This is a genomic window from Corynebacterium tuberculostearicum (assembly GCF_046097255.1).
Classification (GTDB): Bacteria; Actinomycetota; Actinomycetes; order Mycobacteriales; family Mycobacteriaceae; genus Corynebacterium; species Corynebacterium tuberculostearicum_J.
In genome coordinates this window covers 591,078-614,436 of record NZ_CP175770.1, presented here as the reverse complement: position 1 = coordinate 614,436, position 23,359 = coordinate 591,078, and the positions used below count along the sequence as shown (strand labels likewise).

General features: G+C 60.8%; 22 protein-coding genes and 1 pseudogene. 11 read left to right on the top strand and 12 right to left on the bottom strand.

All coding sequences use genetic code 11. From position 1 onward, the window contains the following. Window positions 1–21 precede the first annotated feature (21 nt). From ACKFRY_RS03110 to ACKFRY_RS03100, 3 genes are all read left to right on the top strand, one after another. Window positions 22–222, top strand: a complete 201-nt coding sequence (locus ACKFRY_RS03110; RefSeq protein ID WP_288795211.1) for a heavy-metal-associated domain-containing protein — start codon at window positions 22–24, stop codon at window positions 220–222. Between the two features lie 8 nt (window positions 223–230). Further along, window positions 231–2,384, top strand: a complete 2,154-nt coding sequence (locus ACKFRY_RS03105) for a heavy metal translocating P-type ATPase (protein WP_408923166.1) — start codon at window positions 231–233, stop codon at window positions 2,382–2,384. 118 nt (window positions 2,385–2,502) lie between these two features. Beyond that, on the top strand, window positions 2,503–2,967 hold the full coding sequence (locus tag ACKFRY_RS03100; protein WP_408923408.1) for a VanZ family protein: 465 nt from the start codon (window positions 2,503–2,505) through the stop codon (window positions 2,965–2,967). Window position 2,968: 1 nt separating this feature from the next. Here ACKFRY_RS03100 and dnaB read toward each other — a convergent pair whose 3' ends face one another. The 8 genes and pseudogenes from dnaB to ACKFRY_RS03060 form a co-directional block, all read right to left on the bottom strand. Further along, entirely contained in the window at window positions 2,969–4,399 is a 1,431-nt protein-coding gene (gene dnaB, locus ACKFRY_RS03095; RefSeq protein ID WP_005325950.1) for a replicative DNA helicase, read from the bottom strand. Window positions 4,400–4,868: 469 nt separating this feature from the next. Further along, the gene (gene rplI / locus ACKFRY_RS03090; protein ID WP_005325949.1) at window positions 4,869–5,321 is read right to left on the bottom strand and encodes a 50S ribosomal protein L9; all 453 of its coding nucleotides are present in this window, start codon (window positions 5,319–5,321) and stop codon (window positions 4,869–4,871) included. Window positions 5,322–5,369: 48 nt separating this feature from the next. Beyond that, window positions 5,370–5,918 carry a single-stranded DNA-binding protein gene (locus ACKFRY_RS03085; protein WP_005326997.1) on the bottom strand — a complete coding sequence of 183 codons (549 nt, stop codon included), beginning with the start codon at window positions 5,916–5,918 and terminating at the stop codon, window positions 5,370–5,372. 49 nt (window positions 5,919–5,967) lie between these two features. After that, entirely contained in the window at window positions 5,968–6,258 is a 291-nt protein-coding gene (gene rpsF, locus ACKFRY_RS03080; protein WP_005326996.1) for a 30S ribosomal protein S6, read from the bottom strand. A gap of 122 nt (window positions 6,259–6,380) precedes the next feature. Continuing rightward, entirely contained in the window at window positions 6,381–6,569 is a 189-nt protein-coding gene (locus tag ACKFRY_RS03075; RefSeq protein WP_200435872.1) for a hypothetical protein, read from the bottom strand. After that, window positions 6,566–7,962 (bottom strand): annotated as a pseudogene (locus tag ACKFRY_RS03070) (glycosyltransferase family 87 protein). The gene ACKFRY_RS03075 and the pseudogene ACKFRY_RS03070 overlap by 4 nt, the downstream one beginning before the upstream one ends. A 6-nt stretch (window positions 7,963–7,968) precedes the next feature. Beyond that, on the bottom strand, window positions 7,969–10,218 hold the full coding sequence (locus tag ACKFRY_RS03065) for a transglycosylase domain-containing protein (protein ID WP_408923165.1): 2,250 nt from the start codon (window positions 10,216–10,218) through the stop codon (window positions 7,969–7,971). 75 nt (window positions 10,219–10,293) lie between these two features. Continuing rightward, entirely contained in the window at window positions 10,294–10,671 is a 378-nt protein-coding gene (locus ACKFRY_RS03060; RefSeq protein ID WP_034667960.1) for a DUF5318 family protein, read from the bottom strand. Window positions 10,672–10,788: 117 nt separating this feature from the next. On the opposite strand from ACKFRY_RS03060, the gene ACKFRY_RS03055 reads away from it, so the two are divergent. From ACKFRY_RS03055 to ACKFRY_RS03030, 6 genes are all read left to right on the top strand, one after another. Then, the gene (locus ACKFRY_RS03055) at window positions 10,789–11,877 is read left to right on the top strand and encodes an inositol-3-phosphate synthase (protein WP_250409595.1); all 1,089 of its coding nucleotides are present in this window, start codon (window positions 10,789–10,791) and stop codon (window positions 11,875–11,877) included. A 54-nt stretch (window positions 11,878–11,931) separates the two neighbouring features. Next, complete coding sequence (locus tag ACKFRY_RS03050; RefSeq protein ID WP_049377051.1) at window positions 11,932–12,432, top strand: MarR family winged helix-turn-helix transcriptional regulator; 501 nt, start codon at window positions 11,932–11,934, stop codon at window positions 12,430–12,432. A gap of 86 nt (window positions 12,433–12,518) precedes the next feature. Continuing rightward, window positions 12,519–13,490, top strand: a complete 972-nt coding sequence (locus tag ACKFRY_RS03045; protein WP_250409594.1) for a universal stress protein — start codon at window positions 12,519–12,521, stop codon at window positions 13,488–13,490. 9 nt (window positions 13,491–13,499) lie between these two features. Then, window positions 13,500–13,982, top strand: a complete 483-nt coding sequence (locus tag ACKFRY_RS03040) for a hypothetical protein (protein ID WP_049377049.1) — start codon at window positions 13,500–13,502, stop codon at window positions 13,980–13,982. Window positions 13,983–13,999: 17 nt separating this feature from the next. Continuing rightward, the gene (locus ACKFRY_RS03035) at window positions 14,000–15,859 is read left to right on the top strand and encodes a chorismate-binding protein (protein ID WP_408923164.1); all 1,860 of its coding nucleotides are present in this window, start codon (window positions 14,000–14,002) and stop codon (window positions 15,857–15,859) included. A 62-nt stretch (window positions 15,860–15,921) separates the two neighbouring features. Further along, complete coding sequence (locus tag ACKFRY_RS03030) at window positions 15,922–16,608, top strand: aminotransferase class IV (RefSeq protein ID WP_408923163.1); 687 nt, start codon at window positions 15,922–15,924, stop codon at window positions 16,606–16,608. Here ACKFRY_RS03030 and ACKFRY_RS03025 read toward each other — a convergent pair. Both ACKFRY_RS03025 and ACKFRY_RS03020 read right to left on the bottom strand, forming a co-directional pair. Next, the gene (locus ACKFRY_RS03025) at window positions 16,605–17,540 is read right to left on the bottom strand and encodes a rhodanese-related sulfurtransferase (protein WP_408921734.1); all 936 of its coding nucleotides are present in this window, start codon (window positions 17,538–17,540) and stop codon (window positions 16,605–16,607) included. The two genes, ACKFRY_RS03030 and ACKFRY_RS03025, sit on opposite strands and share 4 nt — an antisense overlap. A gap of 112 nt (window positions 17,541–17,652) precedes the next feature. Further along, on the bottom strand, window positions 17,653–19,149 hold the full coding sequence (locus tag ACKFRY_RS03020; protein ID WP_408921733.1) for a DUF1846 domain-containing protein: 1,497 nt from the start codon (window positions 19,147–19,149) through the stop codon (window positions 17,653–17,655). A gap of 127 nt (window positions 19,150–19,276) precedes the next feature. On the opposite strand from ACKFRY_RS03020, the gene ACKFRY_RS03015 reads away from it, so the two are divergent. Further along, window positions 19,277–20,092, top strand: a complete 816-nt coding sequence (locus tag ACKFRY_RS03015) for an Fpg/Nei family DNA glycosylase (protein ID WP_200435879.1) — start codon at window positions 19,277–19,279, stop codon at window positions 20,090–20,092. An 18-nt stretch (window positions 20,093–20,110) separates the two neighbouring features. Continuing rightward, entirely contained in the window at window positions 20,111–21,688 is a 1,578-nt protein-coding gene (locus ACKFRY_RS03010; protein ID WP_200435880.1) for a bifunctional ADP-dependent NAD(P)H-hydrate dehydratase/NAD(P)H-hydrate epimerase, read from the top strand. Between the two features lie 6 nt (window positions 21,689–21,694). Here ACKFRY_RS03010 and ACKFRY_RS03005 read toward each other — a convergent pair whose 3' ends face one another. Next, window positions 21,695–22,336: an ABC transporter ATP-binding protein gene (locus ACKFRY_RS03005; protein WP_040425459.1), complete on the bottom strand. Its 642-nt coding sequence runs from the start codon at window positions 22,334–22,336 to the stop codon at window positions 21,695–21,697. 1 nt (window position 22,337) lies between these two features. After that, window positions 22,338–23,321 (bottom strand): ABC transporter permease, encoded by a 984-nt coding sequence (locus tag ACKFRY_RS03000; RefSeq protein WP_005325923.1) that lies wholly within the window; start codon window positions 23,319–23,321, stop codon window positions 22,338–22,340. Between the last annotated feature and the right edge of the window lie 38 nt (window positions 23,322–23,359).

Here is a 23,359-nt window from a genome sequence, read left to right as displayed (position 1 = left end):
CAACTCTAAGAAAGGATCATCATGAGCACCAAGAACTACACCGTAGAGGGCATGACCTGCGGACATTGCGAAATGTCGGTAAAGGAAGAGGTCGGCGAAGTTTCTGGCGTTAGCGAGGTCACTGCGGACCATACCACCGGCGCCGTCACGGTTACTGGCACCGATTTCACCGATGAACAGGTAGCGGCCGCCGTGGCTGAGGCCGGCTACACGCTGAAGTAGGAACCACCATGTCCCACTTGGACCTTGGCGTAACAGGAATGACGTGCACCTCCTGCTCCTCCCGCGTCGAGCGCAAGCTAAACAAGCTCGAGGGAGTAAGCGCCAGCGTCAATTTCGCTACCGAGGCGGCGGCCATCGAGTATGACTCCCAGTCGGTAAGTCCACAGGAGCTCATTTCGGTGGTAGAGAGCGCAGGATACGGCGCCTTCGATATGGCGGCGGCGAAGGCGGAGGAGCCCCAGGCCGAGAAGAGCAGTGACGGAGGGCTGCTGCGCCGCACCATCATCTCTGGTGCCCTATCGCTACCGCTCATGGTGGTATCGATGTGGCCGGCACTGCAATTTCCCAATTGGCAGTGGGCCTGCGCCATCGTGGCCACCATCGTTTTTATCTTTGGTGGCGCACCATTCCACACTGCAACGTGGACAAACCTCAAGCACGGTTCTTTCACCATGGACACGCTGATCACCATGGGAACCTCAGCGGCCTACTTTTGGTCGCTGTGGGCGCTGTTTTTCGGCAATGCAGGCGAGCCGGGCATGAAGATGCACATGACGTTGGATGCGAACGCGGCGCAGATGGATCACATCTATTTTGAGTCCGTGGGCATGGTCGTTACCTTCCTCCTACTCGGCCGGTGGTTCGAGGCACGAGCCAAAGGCCAGTCCTCTGAGGCTCTGCGGGAGCTGCTCTCCTTAGGTGCTAAGGAAGCTTCGGTGCTGCGCGAGGGAGGCGAGCAGCGCATTCCCATTGCCCAGTTGCAGGTAGGCGATGTCTTCGTAGTACGCCCGGGCGAAAAGATCGCCACCGATGGCATCGTCGTTGCCGGCAACTCGGCGGTCGACGCCTCCATGATCACCGGCGAGCCCGTGCCCGTCGAGGTCGGGTCCGGCGATGCGGTGACCGGCGCAACCATTAATGCCTCCGGCAAGCTCGAGGTCCGAGCGACCAAGGTGGGCGAGGATACGGTACTGGCCCAAATGGCCCAGCTGGTCACGGATGCACAAACGTCCAAGGCGCCGGTACAGCGCCTCGTGGACCGCATTGCGCAGGTCTTCGTCCCCGCGGTCATCGCTGTGGCAGCGCTGACGCTCATTGCCCATCTCTTCTTCGGCGGGGTAGCCCCAGCCTTTATCGCCGCGGTCTCCGTCCTCATTGTGGCCTGCCCTTGCGCTATGGGCTTGGCGACGCCCACGGCAATCCTCGTCGGCACCGGCCGAGGAGCGCAGCTGGGGCTTGTCATTAAAGGCCCGGAGATTCTGGAATCTACGCGGCAAATCGATACCATCGTCATGGATAAGACCGGCACGGTAACGGCCGGAGAGATGTCCGTTACCGCCGTACACGGCGACGTCCTCGACTTGGCCGCGGCCGTGGAACACAATTCCGAGCACCCCATCGCTCGCGCTATCGCTAGCGAGCGCAGTGTAAAGCCGGCTACCGACTTCGCAGTGGTTCCGGGTGGCGTGGAAGGAACTGTGGAGGGGGTCCGGGTAGGCGTCGGCAAGCGCCAAGGCCCGTTGGGCGACCTGGAAGGGCCGTTCCGCGCCGCACAGGATGCTGGTGCCACGCCGGTGGTCGTCACCGTCAACGGACAGCCCGCAGGCGTCATTGAGGTGCGCGATACCATCAAGCCCAGCTCGGCCGCCGCCGTGGCGCAGATGAAGGAACTGGGGCTAACCCCTTACCTGCTGACCGGTGATAATGCCGGGGCCGCCCGCGCAGTGGCTGCCGAGGTGGGAATCGATCACGTCAGCGCTGAGGTCCTGCCAGAGGACAAGGTGAACCACATCAAGGAGCTGCAGGCCGCGGGGCACACCGTGGCGATGGTGGGCGATGGCATTAACGACGCCGCCGCGCTGGCCCAAGCCGACCTCGGCCTCGCCATGGGCGCGGGTACCGATGTTGCCATTGAAGCCTCCGATATCACCCTGATGAACGGCGATCTACGCTGCGCCGCTGATGCCATTCGGCTCTCGCGCCGCACGCTAGCAATCATTAAGGGCAATCTCTTCTGGGCCTTCGCCTATAACGTCGTACTCATTCCCGTGGCCGCGCTGGGCTGGCTCAATCCCCTGCTGGCGGGCCTGGCCATGGCGCTGAGCTCGGTTTTCGTGGTTACTAACTCGCTGCGGCTGCGCGGCTTTTCCGTCCGTCGCTAAATAAGGCCGCCGAGCAGCCCTGAGCAGGCTAGCATTGGCGGGGCGTACACTTCCCCGCCACGAAAGAAAGGACTAGCGCGTGCTCAGCAGGGTATCCCTCGCCGCGTGGACCGCGGTCATGGTCGCGTTGACCACGCTCAAGCCCTTCTACCAGATTGGCTATTTGTGGAAACCGGAAAATCAGCGCGCCCGGGATTTGCGTTGGGTTCCTCTCGACGAATTTTCCGGCGGCAGCTGGTTTGGCCCGCTATTTGAGTACGCGGGCAATACCGCATTCTTCATCCCTTTTGGCATGCTGGTCTTTAGCCTCTGCCGCTCCGTTAAGAGCACAGCTGCGTGGGGATTTGGCCTCAGCCTTGTACTAGAGGTGTGCCAGTATGTTTTCGCCTTAGGGCGCACCGATATTGATGATCTTCTCTTCAATACCCTAGGCGCTCTCATCGGCGCGGCGTTCGCCCGCCTCTGCGGCGAACGCCTTTTCCCCGTGTGGCGATGGCTGGCGCTTGCCGCAGCTGCGGTTTTCTTAGTATTGGTCATCCTTGGCCCACGATTGGGAGACCCCAACGCGGTGGTAGACCTGTAATTTAACCGTGCGCCATATTGACGAACTTGGAGTAGTGCAGCTGGTGCGCCACCTGCACGGTATCGATCGGGCCGCCACGGTGCTTGGCTAGGATAATGTCCGCCTCGCCGGCGCGCTCATTATCGCGGTCCTGGGAGTCGGGGCGGTAGAGCAGCATGACCATATCGGCATCCTGCTCCAGCGAGCCGGACTCACGGAGGTCCGCAAGCTGCGGCTTTTTATCTGTACGCGCCTCAGGTCCACGGTTCAGCTGCGAGATCGCGATAAGAGGAACCTCCAGCTCCTTGGCCAAGAGTTTTAGCTGACGGGAGAACTCAGAGACCTCTTGCTGGCGGGATTCAACCTTTTTACCCGAAGACATCAGCTGCAGGTAGTCCAAGACGATGAGGTCCAAACCATGCTGCTGCTTGAGGCGGCGGGCCTTGGACCGAATTTCCATCATCGTGAGGTTCGGGGAGTCATCAATGAAGAGTGGAGCGTCTTGCACTCGGTTGAGGGTCTCATCGATCTTTGCCCAGTCCTCGGTAGAAACTCGGCCACCGCGCATATCGGCCAGCTTCACCTCTGACTCCGCCGAGAGCAGGCGCATGACAATCTCAGAAGCTGACATCTCGAGGGAGAAAATCACAGAAGACTTGCCGTGCTGCAAGGAGCAGGAACGCATAAAGTCCATGGCTAGGGTCGATTTACCCACACCAGGGCGGGCAGCAACGATGACCATCTGGCCCGCGTGAAGGCCATTGGTTAACTTATCGAGGTCGATGAAGCCAGTAGGCACGCCTAGCTCCACGCCGCCGGCTTGCTGCAGGGCGGCGAGCTCATCAATGGTGGGGTCAATGAGATCCCCCAGGACTCGGTAATCTTCTGCCGTCTTGCGCTGGGCGACGGCGAAAACTTCCTGCTGCGCACGGTCCAGGACGGACTCGATTTCTGCATCTTCGGTGCCGGAAAATCCGAGCTGTACTACGCGCGTACCGGCATCAACAAGCTTGCGCAGCACTGCCTTTTCCGCGACGATTTCGGCGTAGTAGCGTGCGTTCGCAGCCGTGGGCACCGTGGCGAGCAGCGTGTGGAGATAGGGGGCGCCGCCGACGCGCTCGAGGTTATTAAAGCGGTCGAGCTGGGAGGCCAAAATGACGGCGTCGACGTCCTTGCCCTCGGAATATAGATCCAGCATGGCGCGGTAAATCAACGTGTGCGCCGGATAGTAGAAATCCTCCGGCTCTAGCTCCTCGATGACCTCCATCACCGTATGGGGGCTCAGCAACATTGCGCCCAGGACGCCCTGCTCCGCTTCGCGGTCTGCGGGAGGCTGGCGGAATTCGCCATAGCGCTTTGGCTCTTCCTGCTGATAGCGGCGGCGTGGGGCCGGTTCCTCCTCCGGCGGCGGCTCTGGTGGCAGGTGTTCATCATCAAAGCTGGCGTTGGTCATGACTTCTCCCCCTTGTGGCTATTTGAGCGTCCGAGCGTATCGGAATCTCAGTGTAGTCTAGTGCCCGGACACCACCCCCTGGGCATAACTTCCACAGTTATCCACAGGGTGCTGTGAAAATTGCAGGTCGCGAGAGCCTTTGCCCATATTTGCCCTGCATAGGCCTGTGGATAACTCCAAAAGCCCATGACCTGCACAAATCAAAATCCCAGTTCAGGATATGTTTTTCCCGGTGTGAAAATAGGCACATCATCCGTGGATAAGGGGCCTGACCTGCGGGTTAATAAAGCGGCCTCCGCGTAAACAGAAAGTTAAACGGCCAAAGAGTTATCCACAGAATTCCACAGTTATCCACAGGCCGGTGAAAACGCGCTAAAGGCCCCAAGTTCCTGCCACCTCACATAGCAGGAACTTGAGGCCTAAAGCGTTGCTGTTGTCTTTGGGTCTATATGGACCGTCGTGCGCCTAGTTAGGCAGCAACGACCGAGAAGTTCACCTTGCCGATAACATCAGCGTGCAGCTTCAGCTCGACCTGGTAGTTGCCGGTCTTCTTGACCAGGCCCTTAGGAAGCACAACGATGCGCTTATCCAGCTTAGGGCCACCAGCCTTGGAGACGGCGTTGACAATGTCTTCTGCTTGAACGGAACCGAAGAGCTTACCGGATTCGGAGGTCTTAACCTCTACCTTGACATCCGTCAGCTGCTCGAGCTGGTTGCGGACCTCACGTGCGTGATCCAGGTCGCGAATCTCGCGAGCTTCCTGGGCGCGCTTGATGCCCTCAATCTGCTTCTCTGCGCCGCGGGTAGCCACGATGGCCAGGCCGCGAGGAAGCAGGTAGTTACGTCCGTAGCCGTCCTTAACCTCAACAATTTCGCCAGCGGCGCCGAGGTTCTCAACGGCAGCGGTGAGGATCAGCTTCATGATCCCTGCCTTTCAATTGAGTTAGTTGAATAGTTGCGGGTGACAGACTTAGAACGGAGGTTCAGAATCAGCGCCTCCGAAACCACCTGCAGGTGGTGCGGAGTTCCACGGATCCTCAGAAGGAGCCTGGTTCTGCTGTGGCTGCTGTTGCTGGCCGCCTCCAAAACCGCCCTGATTATTGTTATTCGAGCGCTGTTGGCCGCCGCCGCCAAAGTTATTGCCGCCCTCACGCGGATTGCGGTTTACCTGAGCGGTGGCGTAGCGCAGAGACGGACCGACTTCGTCGACGTCAATCTCGAATACGGTGCGGTTATCGCCCTCACGGGTCTGGAAGGAACGCTGCTTCAAGCGGCCGGTAACGATGACGCGCATGCCCTTAGACATGGTCTCGGCAACGTTTTCCGCTGCCTGACGCCATACGTTGCAGGTCAGGAACATAGCTTCGCCGTCTTCCCACTGATTCGTCTGCGAGTTATAGCGACGAGGGGTGGAGGCGACGCGGAAGTTAGCTACTGCCGCACCCGCCGGGGTGAAGCGCAGCTCGGGGTCAGCAACGATGTTGCCTACCACCGTGATATTGGTATCTCCCTGTGCCATGTCTTTACTCCTTATCGGTTACGTGGATTGTGCTTGATCCCAGTATCCGCTACTTGCTGTCGGTGCGCAGAACCTTGGTACGCAGGATGGTGTCGTTCAGGTTCAGACGGCGGTCGAGCTCGGCAACCGAAGTGTGCTCGCACTCCAGGTTGACGACGGCATAAATGCCCTCTTCCTTCTTGTTGATGGGGTATGCAAGACGACGCTTGCCCCATACATCAAGGTTCTCAACCTTGCCGCCTTCCTGGCGGACGATTTCGAGGAACTTATCCAGGGACGGGGTTACGGTGCGCTCATCCTGATTAGGATCCAGAATGATCATGACTTCGTAGTGACGCACGGACCTCATCACCTCCTATGGTCTAGTAGTTTTCGGCTGCATCACCTTTGCGGATGCAGCAGGAGGGTACGTTGCGTCAAGCAACCCCACTACAGTACCGCAAATGACCGGCGAAAAGAAATCTAACCAGTGGTCGTTGCGGCGAAAAACACAGCAGCAGTCGCCGGAATGATGGTGAGGAAAAGAATGGCCAAAAGCCCCAGCACGATGGGCCCGCGGCGATCTTCACGATTGTGGAAGAGCCAGAAGGCCCCCATCACGCAGAGGAATCCCAAGAAGATGGATGCCATTCCGATATAGGTAATGATCATGCGAATGCTCCTGCCAAGGGGTCGCGGCCGGCGTGCGCATCGCGCACCTTATCCGGGGTCTTGCCGCACATCTGGCGAATGACGAGGACAGCCATGGCGATAATGAGGGCGTCGCGGGAGATAATCGCAACGTCAAGCAGTTCGTGCGGAATACCCTTATTGTCTGTACCCAGCATGTGCCACATGAGTAGTGGCCACACTAGGGCGTCGACAAGCGCCCAGCTAAAGACCAAGCGCCAGCGTGGCAGGGCTAGGGCCGCGGGCACTACCAGCCACAGAGAATACTGGGGCGACCATACCTTGTTGAATAGTAAGAAGGCTGCCACGATGAGGTAAACCAGCTCGGCCATGCGCGGGGTCCGCGCGCTGCGCAGGCCCAACACCGCAATCGCCGCACAGAGAGCCAAAAACGCCACCAGGCTGAAGGTATTGAGGAACTCAGGGCTAAAGCTAATCCCAGTATTGCGGCTGAGCACCGAGTAGATGGTGGTCCACTCCGCACCGCGCTCTTGGTTGAGGCGGAAAAATTCGCGCCATGCCTCCGGGTACTTCAGTGCCACCGGCGCGTTGACCACAATCCAGGTCACGGCCGCGCCGAGCAAGGCGTAGAAAAATTGCGGCAAGCGACGATTGCGCACCGCCAAGACCAGGAACGCCCCCAAGAGAAAGAGCGGCCACAGCTTAAAGGAAGTGCCAAGGCCGATGAGGACACCCGCAACGACAGGGCGCTTGCGCGCGGCGGCCAAGAGCGCACCTACGGCAAAGGCAATGGAGGGGATATCCCAGTTGCTGAAGGCGTGGATGATGACGAGGGGGCTGGCGGCGACGAGGATGGTGTCCCAGGTGCGGTTGCCCACCAGCAGGTAGACCATGTAGAGCACGCCTACCCAGATGCACGCCATGACCAAGGCGGTCAGGCCGAAGTACCATCCGGCCTCCGGGATGCCGGCCCACTCAACCAGAGAGTACGTATTGCGGGCAATCCAGCCCATCAAGCCCTGGAATAGGCCCGCGAGGACTGGGTACTCCATATAGCGGGTCAGGTCACCCTCTTGCCAAGAATAGGCATAGGGGAAGCCGCCTTCATCGAGGCCGCGGCCGCCGTAGAGCGGGATGATGTCGTTATAGCAAAAAGAGGTGTACTGGCGGTTGCCTGCCCAATTTAGGTTAATGACCCCGTCATCACCGCGGGTGCCGCCGGCGCAATTAGCCTTCGAGAGGAATCCGCACGCCAGGAAAACCCAGCCGACGGCGATTATGGCGCGCAGCGGGGTCCACCACTGGGTGCGGCGTACACCGGCAAAACGGCCCTTGGCCCGCCGAGGAATTCAATTACCCCGCGGGCCAAGGGTTCTGAGGAGGCGGGAATGCGCTGGTGCGGATTCGCTGTCACTGCCGCCTACCCTAGGAGATCTGCCAAGTCGCTATCGGGGCCGATGAGGTCATCCAACGACGGCGCCTCTGGCTGGGCCGGAGCCTGGTTGCTATTACCGCTATTGCCACCATTGCCGCTATTGCCATTACCGCGTTGCGGTTTCGGGGCAGGCTTCGGACTCTCCGGCTTATTCTCCGGCTGAACCGGTTTGGTCTCCTCTTCCGGAGCTGCTTGCTCGGCAGGGGCCTCGTAGTCCTGGGTATCGCCAGCGCCGCTATCCCAGCTCGGGTCATAGGCCGGAGCGGCCGTTCCGGCGCCCATGTTGCCGAATCCCAGCGGATAGGCAGCCGGGAAGTTTTGGAATTCGGAGTTGGCCAGGGAGTTGTCCAGCACGGCCTTCCAAATCTTGGTTGGCGCGCCGGCGCCGTACATGATGCCGCCGTACTGATCGAAGATGGCGGAGGTGTTATCCGCGGTACCTACCCACACGGCGGTAGCCAGCTGCGGGGTGGCACCGACCATCCAGGCATCCTTGTTATTTCCGGTATCGCCCATCTGAGTGGTGCCGGTCTTTGAGGCGGAAACACGGCCACCGGCTAGGGCGCCATTAGACCATGCGGCCACCGGCTCCATGGCTTCGATGACGTTATTAGCCACGTTGGACGATACGCGGCGCTCGCCCTCGTCTTCGGGGTGCTCGTACAGCACTTCGCCGGCAGCGTTTTCTACGCGCTGCACAAAGTGCGGGTTATGCCACACGCCCTGGTTAGCCAGGGTGGACATTGCGGTGGCCATATCGAGCGGGCGGGACTGGTACTGGCCCAGAGCGATGCCTTCGAATGGCTGCTTGCCCTTTTCCGTCAGCGTCTTTTCAATGCCCGGCAGGGACTTAGCCACGCCAAGGGCGTGCGCCATATCTGCGGTGTCCTGCGTGCCGTTCTTGAGGTCCTCCTGCAGGCGAAGGAAGGAGGTATTCAGGGATTGCTTGGTAGCCTCGCGCAGGTTGCATACGCCGCAGCCGCCGCCCACGTTGGTGACAACATCCGAGCCAGGCAGCTGGTACGGAGCGGACGAGTAATTGGTATCGAGGCTGATGCCCTGCTGCAAGGCGGCCGCAAGGGTCATGATCTTGAAAGTAGAACCGGTCTGCAGCGGGGAGTTGGCGTAGTCCCAACCATTGGAATCGTGGCCGCCAAAGTATCCACGGACCGCACCGGTCTTCGGATCGATGGTCACGGAAGCCGCACGCGCGTCCTCTTGCAGCGGAGCCATCTGGTCATCGACTGCCTGAATGGTGTTGTTTTGCACATTCATGTCGATGGTGGTGGTGATGCGCAGGCCGCCGGTGGACACCTCGTTTTCGGTGATGCCTACCTCTTCCAATTCGCGGATGACCTGATCCTTGATGTGGCCATTGGCGCCGGGCGCCTCGGTGTAGGCGGAGTACTCAGCTGGGTCGCGGGTCTCCGGGAAGACCATGCCATCGCGCTGTTCCTGGGTGAGGTCACCCATTCCCACCAGGCCGTCAAGTACGTAGTTCCAGCGGTCCTCGGAGCCCTCCTGGTTCACGCGCGGGTCGAGGCCGGATGGGGACTGAATGAGGCCGGCGAGCATGGCGCCTTCCTCCGGAGTGAGGTCCTTGGCGTCCTTATCAAAGTAGGCGTTGGATGCCGCCTGGATGCCGTAGGCATTGCGGCCGAAATACACGGTGTTGAGGTAGGCGTTGAGAATATCCTTCTTATCCCACTCATTGGTCATCTTCACCGAGTAGATGAGCTCGCGAATCTTGCGCACGTAGGAGTATTCGTTGCCCACCAGCGTATTCTTCACATACTGCTGGGTAATGGTGGAACCGCCGCCAGCATCTTCATTGCCGGTTACTTTACCCACCACGGCGCGGCCGAGGCCGGTGAAGGAGAAGCCGGAGTTATCCCAGAAGTCACGGTCCTCCGCGGCCAGCACGGAGTCCTGCACGTATTCCGGGATTTCATCCAGCTTCACGTGGGTGCGGTTGCCTTCCGGCGGCACCAGGCGGGCGAGCTGGGTCTGATTATCACCCGCATAGATGGTGGAGACCTGGTTATTGGCTAGGTCCTTGGGCTCCGGAACGGAGTATTGCGAGTATGCGTAGGCAAAAAGGCCTGCGGGCAGTGCCACAAAGACCAGTAGGAACGCCAAAACGACCCACGGCCAGATGCGGCGCTTCTTTGTCGCCTGCTTTTTGCTGGGGCGAGCCACCTTAGTGGACTTGCCGGTAGATTCCTTCTCGGTCACTGATTCGTGTCCTCATTCATCCCTGATCACAAACTAAATAATTGCAGCTTACTGCCTAAGGGGGTGCGCTGGAAACTAACACGCGTTAAATGCAGTAGCAGAACGCAACAAGTGGTTCCACCGGCACTGGCGGCATACCTCCACCTCGTGCACCGTAAACTCCAAGCCCTCGGCCACAAACTCCGCTATTTCTTTCTCACTGCGGGCGCTCCCGGCGCGGCGGCCGAGGTTCTCGCCATAGACCCAGCGCGTGAGCCGCAAAGGCTCGCCGCACACGGGGCATTCCTTATCCATGGTGCGCCCATGGTGCTCAGCTGCCGCGCGTAGCAAAAAGTCAGCATCGCACACGTCCTCCCGCGTGAGCTGCCCGGCGCGAAATTCGCGCAAGTGGTGGGCGCGCTCCCACTCATGGGAGAGCACGTGCTTATAGGCAACGGAATTCACCCGGATCATCCTAATTACCTCTTCTTGATCGATCCACATGGTGTTATGCCACCGTAGGGCATAATTTTCGGCTTACTCTTGCGCAGTCACTGACAGCCACAACTCATGGAGTTAAAGGAGTAGACCGTGTCCGAAAAAGTAAAGGTCGCCATCGTGGGCGTCGGCAACTGCGCCACGTCCCTCATTGAAGGCGTGGAGTTTTATCGCAACGCCGCGGCCGATGCAGATATTCCCGGTTTGATGCACGCCCAATTTGGCCCGTACCACGTAGGCGACGTGGAATTCGTTGCCGCTTTCGACGTGGATGCGGACAAGGTGGGCAAGGACCTAGCGGAGGCTACGCGCAGCTCCCGCAATTGCACCATTTCCATTACCGACGTCCCTGAACTGGGCGTTACCGTGCAGCGCGGTCCTACCCTGGACGGCCTCGGCCGGTACTACCAAGAATCCATCGTGGAATCGGAAGCCCCGCTTGCCGACGTCCCCGCCGTACTCCGCCAGTCCGGCGCCGACGTCGTAGTCTCCTACCTGCCGGTGGGCTCTGAAGAAGCGGATAAGTTCTACGCCCAGGCGGCCATCGATGCCGGCTGCGCCTTTGTCAATGCCTTGCCGGTCTTTATTGCCTCTGATCCGGTATGGGCGAAGAAGTTCGAAGACGCCGGGCTGCCCATCGTGGGCGATGATATTAAGTCCCAGGTGGGCGCGACCATTACCCACCGCGTCATGGCGAAACTTTTTGAAGATCGCGGCGTGCGCTTGGAGCGCACCATGCAGCTCAATGTGGGCGGCAATATGGATTTTAAAAATATGCTCGAGCGCGAGCGCCTCGAATCCAAAAAGATCTCCAAGACGCAGGCCGTAACCTCTAACCTGCACAACTCGCCCATCGCCGGCAAGCGCGAAGACCGCAACGTCCACATCGGGCCTTCCGATTACGTGGAATGGCTCGATGACCGTAAGTGGGCCTATGTCCGCTTAGAGGGCTCCGCCTTTGGCGAAGTACCGCTGAACTTGGAGTACAAGCTGGAGGTCTGGGACTCGCCTAACTCCGCCGGCATCATCATTGACGCCGTACGCGCCGCCAAGATTGCCCTCGACCGCGGGGTGGCGGGCCCGGTACTGGCTGCCTCGTCCTACCTGATGAAATCCCCGCCGGTACAAAAGGCTGATGACGTGGCGCGCGCCGAGCTAGAAGGCTTTATTGCCGGAAACTAATTTTTTGACTTCCGAACTACCGCGCAGGGAAAACGGGCTATACAATCGTTTTCTATGACGCAGCAACATGAGGAGAAGGGCCCCGCTCAATCCCCGTCTACGTACGAGGATGCCGTCGAGGTCGCGCGTTCCATCCAGCCGTCGCTCAATAAGCTCATTCTTATTTTCCAGCGCACGGCGGAAGGCTCCTCATTGACCACCTCCCAGGTGTCCATCATGAACCAGCTGCGTATGCGCGGACCGTCCCGCGTTTCCACCATCGCGCAGGCAGAACTTATCCGCATGCCCACCGCCTCCAACGCGCTCTATCAGCTAGAGCGCCGCGGATACGTGGAACGCCACCGCGATGAAGAGGATCGCCGCGGCGTCTTGGTAGCGCTGACGCAACTAGGCGAATCCGAACTAGCCATCGTCTCGCAGCAGCGCGCCTCCGCCCTAGCAGAGATCATGCGGTGGCTCGAGCCGAAGGATTTGGAGACCGCGAACGACGTTGCCACCGTCATCTCCAAGCTCGCTGATGTCTATCGCCCCACAATGAACGACGAACAGCGCTAGTTTTGCCCGCGGTGATTTCATTTTTCTTGGGCTTAACGTGATAATTGAGAAAACGAAAACCGTAATCTCTCACTAGTTCACTCCGTATGGCAACTGATTCTTCCGATGGGCATCTGCCAGCCTTGAACAAGGGCTCGGCCGATAAACCCCTTCGTATCCTCATTTCTTGGAGCCCTTCTTCCTCCGGCACCGAGGCTCTAGATTGTGCCGCGTGGCTTTCCCGTACCGCCACTACCCAGGTACGGGTCATCTCTACCGTGTTCCAGCCGTGGACTACTACCTCCCTCAGCAAGCTGGGCGGAAAATATAAGAAATGGTTTAAAGCACAAAAGGAGGCCTGCGCGGCCGCTACCCATGCCGCCCTCGATGAAGCCGGCGTGCCGCGTAGCTGCTGGGATGACAAGCCTTCCCTCTTGGTCGACGGGCCTTCGCGCCCCCAGCTACTGACGGAGATGGCCAAGAAGTTCCAGGCAGACCTCATCATTTTGGGGCCCAACCAGGCCGCACCGAAGGGGCGTTTCTTCGCCGGATCTACGGCCGATACCTTGCTGCATTATTCTCCTCAACCATTGGGCTTGGTGCCCCGCAAGGTAAAGCTGTCCAAGCACGGCGTCACCCGCTTCAACTTTGCCATCACCGAACGCAGCCCGCGCGAAGATCATGAGATGCTCGCCGCGGCGGAGCTCGCGAACCGCTGGAACCTGCCGCTGCGCCTGCTTGCCTTCTCGGCAAACGGTCTGCTCAATACGCCGTCCAAGGATAAGCACGATATGGCGCTTAAGCTGACGGCCGAGTGGCTCGAGGATTCCCTCGCCATGCTGGACCGCGCCCGCGATTGCATCCAAGAGCAATTCCCCGAGCTGGATGTCACCTCTGAGATTGGTTCCGGCGCGGGCTGGGGCGGCGCGGTGGATTCGCTCAAGTGGAAGAAGGGCGATCTCATGCTCATGTCCTCCACCCCGCAAGGCCCCATCGCCCGCGTGTTCTTGGGATCTACCGCCACGGAGCTGCTGCCGCATATTCGGGTGCCTATCTTGGTCCACCCTGCCTGTGGTTAGGATTGGGGCATGAGCCTGCGACCAGAGCATCCCGAAAACGATCTGACCTCCGATGCGGACTATGCCAATCTGCGCCGCCCGGAACCGCGGAGCTTTGATGAGCTGGCCGATGAGCCGGACCCTTTAGAGATTGCCGCTGCTAACCGCCGCTCCACCCGCCAGGCCGTCTGGTACATGATCGGCGTTCTTGTGCTCTCCGCGCTGTATGGTTTCGCAGTTGCGCTCGTCACCCGGCTCTCCGGCGGCCCCTTGTGTGAGGATGGCACCGCCACGTGGCTCTGCACCGACGGGCAGCGCACCTTCTTTAGCCTGACCACCCCGATCATTCCCTTCTTCGGCATGATCGGCTGCGCCATCATCATGGTGCGCAAGCTGCACCGCTATCTGCGGTGGCGCAGTTGGATGGCCATTTTCTGGGTAATGGCCTGCAATTTCATGCTGTGGACTATCACCGATATCCAGCTGTTCCTCATGGACTCGGCCGCCGCATAGATACTTTCCGCCTCCCTATGATCCTCCTGCTTGATAATTACGATTCTTATACCTTCAACCTTGCCCACCTCATCGCGGAGGTAGCAGGACGCGAACCACTCGTCGTCGCTGCCGGTGAAGCGGACGGACTGGCCGAGCGCGTCCGTGCCGGCGAATTTTCGCATGTGGTGATTTCTCCTGGCCCGGGCACGCCGGAACGCGAGGAGGATTTCGGTGCTGCCCGAGGCATTGTCGCCGCCGCAGCCGCGGCCGAGATTCCGGTACTGGGTGTATGCCTTGGTCACCAGGGGCTAGGTCTGCTGGCCGGTGCCCAGGTGTCGCGCGCGCCGCAGCCGCGCCACGGTTTTGTCTCTACCATCAGTCACTCGGGCGAAGGCATCTTCGCCGGAATCCCGCAAGACTTCGAAGTGGTGCGCTACCACTCCCTGCATATAGAGGAGACCCCCGGCATTACCGTGCATGCCCGCAGCGAGGATGGCGTCATCCAAGCGCTGAAGGTCGATGGCTTGCCGCACTGGGGCGTGCAATTCCACCCGGAGTCGGTGCTTACCCAGCACGGCCGGGAGATTATGCGCAACTTTCTGGGTGGGTTTCACCTGCTCCACCGCGAAGTCCCCGGCGCGGTGGACTGCCCACGGGTCTTTGCCGCCCTTCGCGCCGAGGGCAACGATGCCTTCTTCCTCGATTGCGCGGATCCCCGCGGGCGCTATTCCATCCTCGGCGATACCGCCGGCGCATTGAGCCGCTCCTTCCGCTACCGGCTTGGCGACGCCCCCGATATCCTCACCCTCCTCGACCGCGAGCTCGCCACCCGCATCATCGATGCACCGGACCTCCCCTTTACCGGCGGGGTCATCGGGTACCTGGGCTACGAATGCGCCCAGCTCACCCTGCCCATTGAGCTACGCCACCGCTCCCCTTACCCCGATGCCTACTTTGTGCGGCCGCAGTCCTTCATCGTCTACGACCATCACACAGAAACCGCGCACCTGTGCTGCCTTGCCGGTGACGGCGCCGAGGAATTGCTAAACCGCCTGGAGACCGCCTTGGATGCAGAGGAACCACGGCCCACGGGGGAGGACGGTGGGGCGTCGCTAAGCGGGGGCTCCTGGCGCAGCCCTGGCTACCTGGAGCGGATTAAGCGCGCTCAAGAATTCTTGTACGCCGGCGAGAGTTACGAGGTCTGTCTGACCGATACCTACACGGCCGCGTCCAAGGGCGAGCTCTATCCCCGACTGCGCTCGCACAATCCTGCACCCTATGCCGCACACCTCGTCTTCGACGGCGTGGAAGTCTGCAGCGCCTCGCCCGAGCGCTTCCTCACCGTGCGCGGCCGTGAGGTAGAGGCCAAGCCGATTAAGGGCACCATCTCGGCCGACCAGGATCCCGCGCTGCTGACCACGGACCCGAAGACACGGGCCGAAAACCTCATGATCGTTGACCTACTGCGCAATGATCTCTCCCGGGTATGCGAACCCGGCACCGTGCGCGTGCCGAAGTTGATGCAGGTAGAAAGCTATGCCACCGTGCATCAATTGGTCTCCACCATTACCGGGCAGCTGCGCGCCAGTGCCACCGCGGTCGATGCCCTCCGTGCCACCTTTCCTCCTGGCTCTATGACGGGCGCGCCGAAGCTGCGCACCTGCGAGATCATTGACCAACTCGAAACGGGACCGCGCGGCGTGTACTCCGGCGTGGTGGGCTACTTGGGGTTTGACGGTCAATCCGATCTCAGCGTGGTTATCCGCACGGCCGTGCGGGCGGCCGGTGAGGTCACCATCGGCGCCGGCGGGGCCATCGTCCTGGATTCGGATCCGGCCGCCGAGTTAGAAGAGCGCAACCTCAAGGCCCAATCCGTGCTGGGGGCGTGGCAATGAGCACCTATCTCTGGCACGGGGGCAGCTTCATTCCAAGCCAACCTCACCCCGGACCCTTTGACGTGGCTGATTCTTGGCGGATGCTTAGCGACGCCCACTCCAACGCCCTCCCCCTGCACCTCCAGCGCTTCGAGTCAGTGGCTGGCCCACTTCCCGCCGGCTTCGTCCCCGCGATGCTGCAACTTTTCGGCCCCGGCGATCTCTTCCCTCGCATCTCGCTAGCCGGCGGACAGCTGCGCCTCGATATTCGGTCCGCGCCCCCTGCGCGCCGAACCACCCGGCTGACCTATGTGCAAGCCCCCGATCCACGCACGCAGCCTTTAGTCAAGGGCCCCGACTTCCCAGCGCTGGCACGCTACCGCGACGAGTATCAGGCAGACGGCACCGATGACACGGCCATCGTGGATTCCTCCGGTGCCATGGTGGAGACCACCACCGGCGCGCTCGTCGCTTGGGACGAGGACACGCTCATCCTCCCCACCGGTCAGGCGCTGCCCAGCATCACGCTGCACCAAGTTGCCCGGCGCGCCTCGGACCTTGGAATTCACACCGAAACGCGCCCCATCACCCCGGAGCTCGCCGCCGAGTGCCCCCTGTGGTTCCTCAACTCGCTCCACGGCATAAGCCCGGTCAGCGAGCTACACGCCCCCACCGGCACCGGCGTCATCTATCCGCCGAGCAGCCCGCTTACCACCGCGTGGCAGCACTGGTGGTGGGGCTGCTTCCGCGAGGAACCGGCGCGCGACTAGCTCTCCTGCTTGGCTAGCTGCGCTGCCACTTCGGCGCAATCCGGCCGGCCGCAGTGCTGGGTTTCTACGTGCTGGATGCAGTCATCACAGATGAGTACTTGCTGGCGGCAGGTGTCTTCATTGATGCAATTGTGGAAGGTATTCGTGCCCTTACCGCAGTGCACGCAGTGACCCAGCTGGATGAAGCCGGGATCTTGGAGTCCTTGCCCAAACTCGTGGTGCATGCGCTTGTCAAAGACATACATGGAGCCTTCCCACAGGCCATCGTTGCCGTACTTTTCGCCGTAGCGCACGATGCCACCATCGATCTGATAGACCTCTTTGAAGCCACGGTTCTTCATCAACGAGGACAGGATCTCGCAGCGAATGCCACCGGTGCAGTAAGACACCACCGGCTTATCCTTCATCCAGTCATATTTGCCGGATTCGATTTCCTCGATGAAGTCATGCGTGGTTTTCACATCGGGCACGACAGCATTCTTAAACTTGCCAATCTCTGCTTCCATGGCGTTGCGTCCGTCAAAGAAGACGACTTCCTCGCCACGTTCTTCTACCAGCTTATTTACCTCTTCTGGCTTGAGGTGCACGCCGCCGCCAACGACGCCGTTTTCATCGACCTTCAGCTCGCCCGGCGCGCCAAAGGCCACGATTTCATCGCGCACCTTGACCGAAAGCCGTGGGAAGTCATCCGCGCCACCCTCGGACCACTTAAACTGCATTCGCTTAAAGCCTGGGTATTCCTTGGTCTGGCGGACGTAGCGCTTGCAGGCTTCCATATCGCCACCAACGGTGCCGTTAATGCCGTGCTCGGAAATGAGGATGCGCCCCTTGAGCCCCAGGGACTCGCACAGGGTGCGCTGCCACAGCATGATCGCGGTGGGATCTTCGATGGGGATAAAGCAGTAATACAGGAGAACTTTGCCAATAGTCACGCCCCAATCTTAGGCCCGCAGCTGCGCAGATCCCCAATCTTGTAGCTCTCCCTTATATGACTGCGGCCCCTCCAGCACAAGCTGAAAGGGCCGAATCTTGAGCATGCGGAATCTAGCGCTTCTGGTACAGCGCCTTCTTGCGGGCGAAGACGGGATCAGAGGTCACGAGCACGCCGAGGTTGCGGAAGATTCCCTCATCCACAGAACCCAGGATGGTGGTGGTGTGGACGTCACAACCAGCAAGCTCCTTGATCTGCTCCAGCGCCTTGCGGGCGTTGTCATCCTTCGCTGCAGACACGGACAAAGCGATCAGCACCTCGTCGGTATGCAGGCGTGGATTCTTGGAACCCAAATGCTTGGTCTTGAGCGTTTGAATCGGCTCGATGGACTCGGGCGACAGCAGGTGGATATCGTCATCGATGCCCGCCAGGTGCTTCAGCGCGTTGAGCAGCATCGCCGCCGAGCAGCCCAGCAGGGGCGCGGTGCGGCCGGTGATTATGGTGCCATCGTGCAGCTGCATAGCGGAGGCGGGTTCACCGGTTTCTTCCGCACGCTGGCGCGCAGGCGCCACCACGGGCCGATCTTCTACCTTGATGCCGGCCTTGGCCATGATGACCGCGGCGCGCTCGGATTGCTCGGTGCCCAGGCCCGCACGAGCCTCTTCCACCTGCGCCTTGAAGTAACGGCGGATGATTTCTTGTTGGGCGGCAGCGCGGCACACGGCGTCATCAGTAATGCAGAAGCCCGCCATGTTCACGCCCATATCCGTCGGAGACTGGTACGGGGTGGTGCCGGTGAGCTTTTCCAAAAGCGTGCGCAGCAGCGGGAACGCTTCCACATCGCGGTTGTAGTTCACGGTGGATTCGCCGTGGGCGGACAGATGGAAGTGGTCAATAATATTGGAATCGTTGAGGTCCACCGTGGCGGCCTCATAGGCCAGGTTCACGGGGTGTTCCAGGGGGAGATTCCAGATAGGGAAGGTTTCAAACTTGGCGTAGCCGGCATTATTGCCGCGCTGGTGTTCGTGGTAAACCTGCGAGAGCGCGGTGGCCAGCTTGCCGGAGCCAGGGCCCGGCGCGGTAACCACGACGAGGTCGCGGGAGGTTTCCGCAAACTCATTGCGGCCAAAGCCCTCTTCGGACACGATAAGGTCCGTATTGGTGGGGTAACCAGGGATAACGCGGTGGCGCGCCACCTTGAGTCCGAGGCGCTCGACCTTTTCGATGAAGGCCTCCGCTTGGGAGTTGCCTTCCTCCAGCTGGGTCATGACGATGTTTTCTACCAAGAATCCGCGGCTGCGGAATACATCCACCAGGCGCAGCAAGTCATCTTCATAAAGAATGCCCAGGTCTGCGCGCACCTTCTGGCGGGAGATATCCTTCGCGTTGATGCAGATGAGGATCTCTACGTCCTCTTTGATGCGCTCCAGCATCGCGATTTTATTGTCCGGGGTGAAGCCGGGCAGCACGCGGGAGGCGTGCATATCGTCAAAAAGCTTGCCGCCCATCTCTAGGTAGAGCTTGCCGCCAATTTCCTCGCGGCGGGCGTGGATGTGCTTCGACTGCAGCTCAATGTATTTCTCGCGGTCAAAACCGATTTTTTGCGTCATGATTTGAAAGCCTTCCCCTGAGTTAAATCATTCCGCATTTCGAGTTTACGCTATTGCGACTCTGCAAATAAGTGAGCTGGTTAGCGCCCGGTTTGGCCGAAAATTCTTCCCGATTAAACTGGATTTCATGCCTGAAGGTCACGTCATCCACCGCCTAGCTAATAAATTCAACGCCGATTTTCGCGGCATGCCGCTGCGCGTGACCAGCCCGCAGGGTCGCTTCGCGGCGGAGGCAGAGCTTCTCGATGGCGAGCGCATCGAGCTGGCAGAGACCTACGGCAAGCACCTTTTCGTGCACTTTAGCGCCGAGGATCCGCGCCATATCCTCTATATTCACTTAGGCCTGATTGGCAAGCTGCGCTTCGAGCCCCGCGAGGAAGTAGGCGGACAAATCCGGGTGCGCATTGATAATGGCACCGAGGCCGCTAACCTGCGCGGACCGCAGTTTTGCCGCCTGCTCACCGAAGAGGAGTACCGCGCACAGCTAACCAAGGTGGGCCAAGACCCGCTGCGCACGGACGCTGACGTGGAGGCGCTCTGGGACAAAGTGCATAAATCGCGCCGCAGCATCGGCTCCCTCATGATGGATCAGCACCTTTATGCCGGCGTGGGCAATATCTACCGGGCGGAGACCCTCTTTCGCCACGGCCTCTCCCCTTTCCTGCCGGGACGGGACGTTTCCCGTGAAACTTTTGACGCCACGTGGGCGGACTTGGTGGATCTGATGGAGTACGGGGTGGAGCACGGCCGCATCGATACCGTACGGCCCGAGCATTCCCCCGAGGCCATGGGCCGCGAACCGCGCAAGGACGACCACGGCGGCGAAGTCTACGTCTACCGCCGCGCCGGCCTACCTTGCTATATCTGCGGCACCCCAGTGGCAGAAAAGGTCATGGAGGGGCGCAACCTATTTTGGTGCCCGACCTGCCAACCGGCACCTTAAAGGCCTATCCTGGCGGGCATGCGACATGCCTATAGCGTTGCCGCCGTTCGCGCGGCAGAGCATTCCCTTCTATCCCAGCAAAACTTTGACGATGAGCTCATGCGCTTGGCCGCACGAGGCGTAGCAGCCACGGCTACAAGCATGCTCGACTCTGGACGGCACGTAACTATCCTTGCCGGGCCAGGCGGCAACGGCGGCGATGGCCTCTATGCTGGCGCTTTCCTGGCAGAAAAGGGCTACTCAGTGGAGGCCATCCTCGCAGCGGATAGCACCCACGACCCCGCGCTAGAGGCATTTACCGCGGCCGGCGGAACCATTGCGCACGACCTAGGAAACGCCGATCTGCTTATCGACGCCGTCGCCGGCCTCGCCTCCACCCGCGGCCTTTCCGGTGCCCCACTGAGGGCCTATACCGAGGCCAAGGAGCGCGGGGTGCCGGTATTAGCGGTGGACATTCCTTCGGGCATTAACGCCGATACCGGCGTAGCCGCAGCCGATGCCGTGGAGGCAGAGGTGACCATTAGCTTTGGCTGGGCTCGTGCCGGACATATCTTTGCCCCGGAATGCGGCGCGGTGGTGCTCTGCGATCTGCGCCTGCCCGGCGCCCCGCGCTCCTTTGCAGAAGAGCTTTCCGCTACCGCGGAGCCGGTGGGCTATATCGCCAATGAACCCACTATCGCCTTGCCCTACCGGTGGCCAACTAAGCCGGTGCTTTCGGGAGAACAAGGCCTGGTCACCGCCCCGAAGCCGGTGGGCTGCACTGGACCAATCCTGGATCCGACACCGGGGGCGAAAAGCACCAAGTACACCGGCGGGGTGACCGCGGTCTGTGCAGGCAGCAGCGCCTATCCCGGCGCGGGCATCCTCGCCGCCACGGGCGCGGTGCGCGCCACGCCGTCCATGGTTCGCGTCGTGGGCAATGACTCCGTGGTCACGAGGCTGCCGGAGGTAGTGCCTCATGCCAGCGCCCAAGAAAAAGTCCACGCCCAAGCCTGGGTCGTAGGCCCAGGGCGAGGCACCGGACCGGAGGCGGCCGCCGAATTGCGCGCCGTGCTAGAACGCGGGCTGCCCACCATTATCGACGCCGATGCGCTGACCGTGCTCTCGACCGACGGCGATCTACGCGAACTCGTGCGCGATCATCCCTGCGCCGTCCTGACCCCGCATGCCGGGGAGTTTGAGCGGCTCTACGCGGCAACTCTCGGCCGCGAACTTGATCTTTCGGAAGGCCTCGGGGTGCGCCTGCGGGAGCTTTCCCATGCGCTCGATTGCTTTATCCTGCACAAGGGCCGGATCACCACGGTCACGGCCCCAGGCCAGAAAATTTATGGCATGAACGCTGGGCACTCCTACGCGGCCACCGCCGGTTCTGGTGACGTACTCTCTGGCATCCTCGGCGCCACGCTCGCGCAACTGGATGCCGCCGAGGCGGATGCGGAGGCGATAATCATGGAAATCCTGCACGCGGCAGCCATCCACCAACACGCGGCGGCCATTGCCGCCCACACCCCAGACGGCTTTGGCCTTTGCTCCGCCTCCCAGATTGCCGCGGCCGTGCCGCAGGCAATCGCACGGCTACTCCTCATGCAGCGTTAGCTGAGGCTAGCTGAGCGCAGAAACCTTCTCCTGCTCGGAGACGCGGCCATCCTTGACCTCCACCACGCGGTCAGCGAAGTTCAGCAGGGAGCGGTCATGGGTCACCAGCACGGTGGCGGTGTTCATCTCTTGGGTGACATCGCGCAAGAGGCGGATGATCTCCTGCGAAAGGTGGGAATCGAGCGCAGAGGTAGGCTCATCCGCCAAGAGCAGGTCCGGCTGCTCCATGAGCGCTCGGGCGATATTGACGCGCTGGCGCTGGCCACCGGACAACTGACCCATGCGGCGATTGCCCATTCCTGCCAGGCCGACAAACTCCAATAACTCATCGGCGCGCTGTGGGCGCAGCTTGCGGCCAGCAATATGGTCCATGATCACCAATTGGTCGCGCACATTGAGCGAGGACAGCAGGTTGGCCTGCTGGAAGATGATGGAGCGGGTACCGTCCACGTGCACGGACCCGGAGTCTGGAGTGATGAGGCCTGCGGCTACGGACAGCAACGTGGACTTGCCGGACCCGGACTCACCCACAATGGCGGTAAGGGTAGTGGATTCGGCGATGAGGGAGGCGTCGGCAAGCGCGGTGGTCGTGCTCTCACCGTCTTGGTAGGTCACGGTGGCGTTGCGGATATCAAGAATGGTGGACATGTTAAGCATTTCCTCCAAGGGCATCGAGTGGGTTGGCTTTAGCTACGCGGCGGGTAGCAATGAGGGCACCGGCCATGCCGAGGGCCCAGATGCCAACCGCGGGAACGGCGATGGTGCGCAGGGAAACATCAAAGGGCACGGTGCCGGAAGCAAGCGCGCCGAGCACCCACCCAACGACAGCGCCCGCAATGGTGCCGGCAGCCAAAATGATGGCGGCTTGTGCCAGGGCATCGCGCAAGAGGTAGCGCACGGTGGCGCCGAGCGCGCGCAGGATGGACAGGTCGCGGGTGCGCTGGATGGTCCATACGGTCAAGAAAGCGACGGTGACCAGCGCGGAGATGCCATACAAGAAGCCCTGCATGGTAAGCAGCGAGCCGCGCTCAGACTGATAGGCCGCTAGTCCGGAGAAGGACGTGGACACCTTCACGGAGCCTGGAACCTCGTACTTATACAGCGCTGCGGTGCCGATCACGCCTTCCGGAGCGTGGCTAATCTGCTGCCAGGACTCGGTGGAGGCCCACACCACCTCGGAGTGGGAGTACATGGTCTCTGGGACGGTGCCCTCCACCGAAAAGTCGGCGCCGCCTAGGGTGACGGTATCGGCCGCGTCGATGGACTCTGGCAGAAGCACGCCCTCCTCCGGGATGGTCTTATCGCTACCCGGAACCTGGGTGCCGGCCGGCAGGCTGAGGACGGCAACACCGCCGTGGCCCTCCAGCTTGGTCTGGGCCGCACCGAAGGGAATGCCATCGCTGGCGATATCGCCGGCGTACATCTCAGATTCGCTAAAGGAAGGGGCCTCGGTGGAAAAGGAGATATATGGGTACTCCTTTTCCAGGGACTCCAACGCGGAAGTATTTTGCTTGGACAGGCCCTCCGTCAGGCCGGAGAGCATCACGAGCAAAAGGGTAATGAGCGCAACCGTGCCGCCGATGAGCGCGAAGCGGCCGCGCGCTGTGGTGATTTCTCTGATTGCTAGGAACATAGTTCTATATTCGCTTTATGCAGGTCAGAAGTAATCGG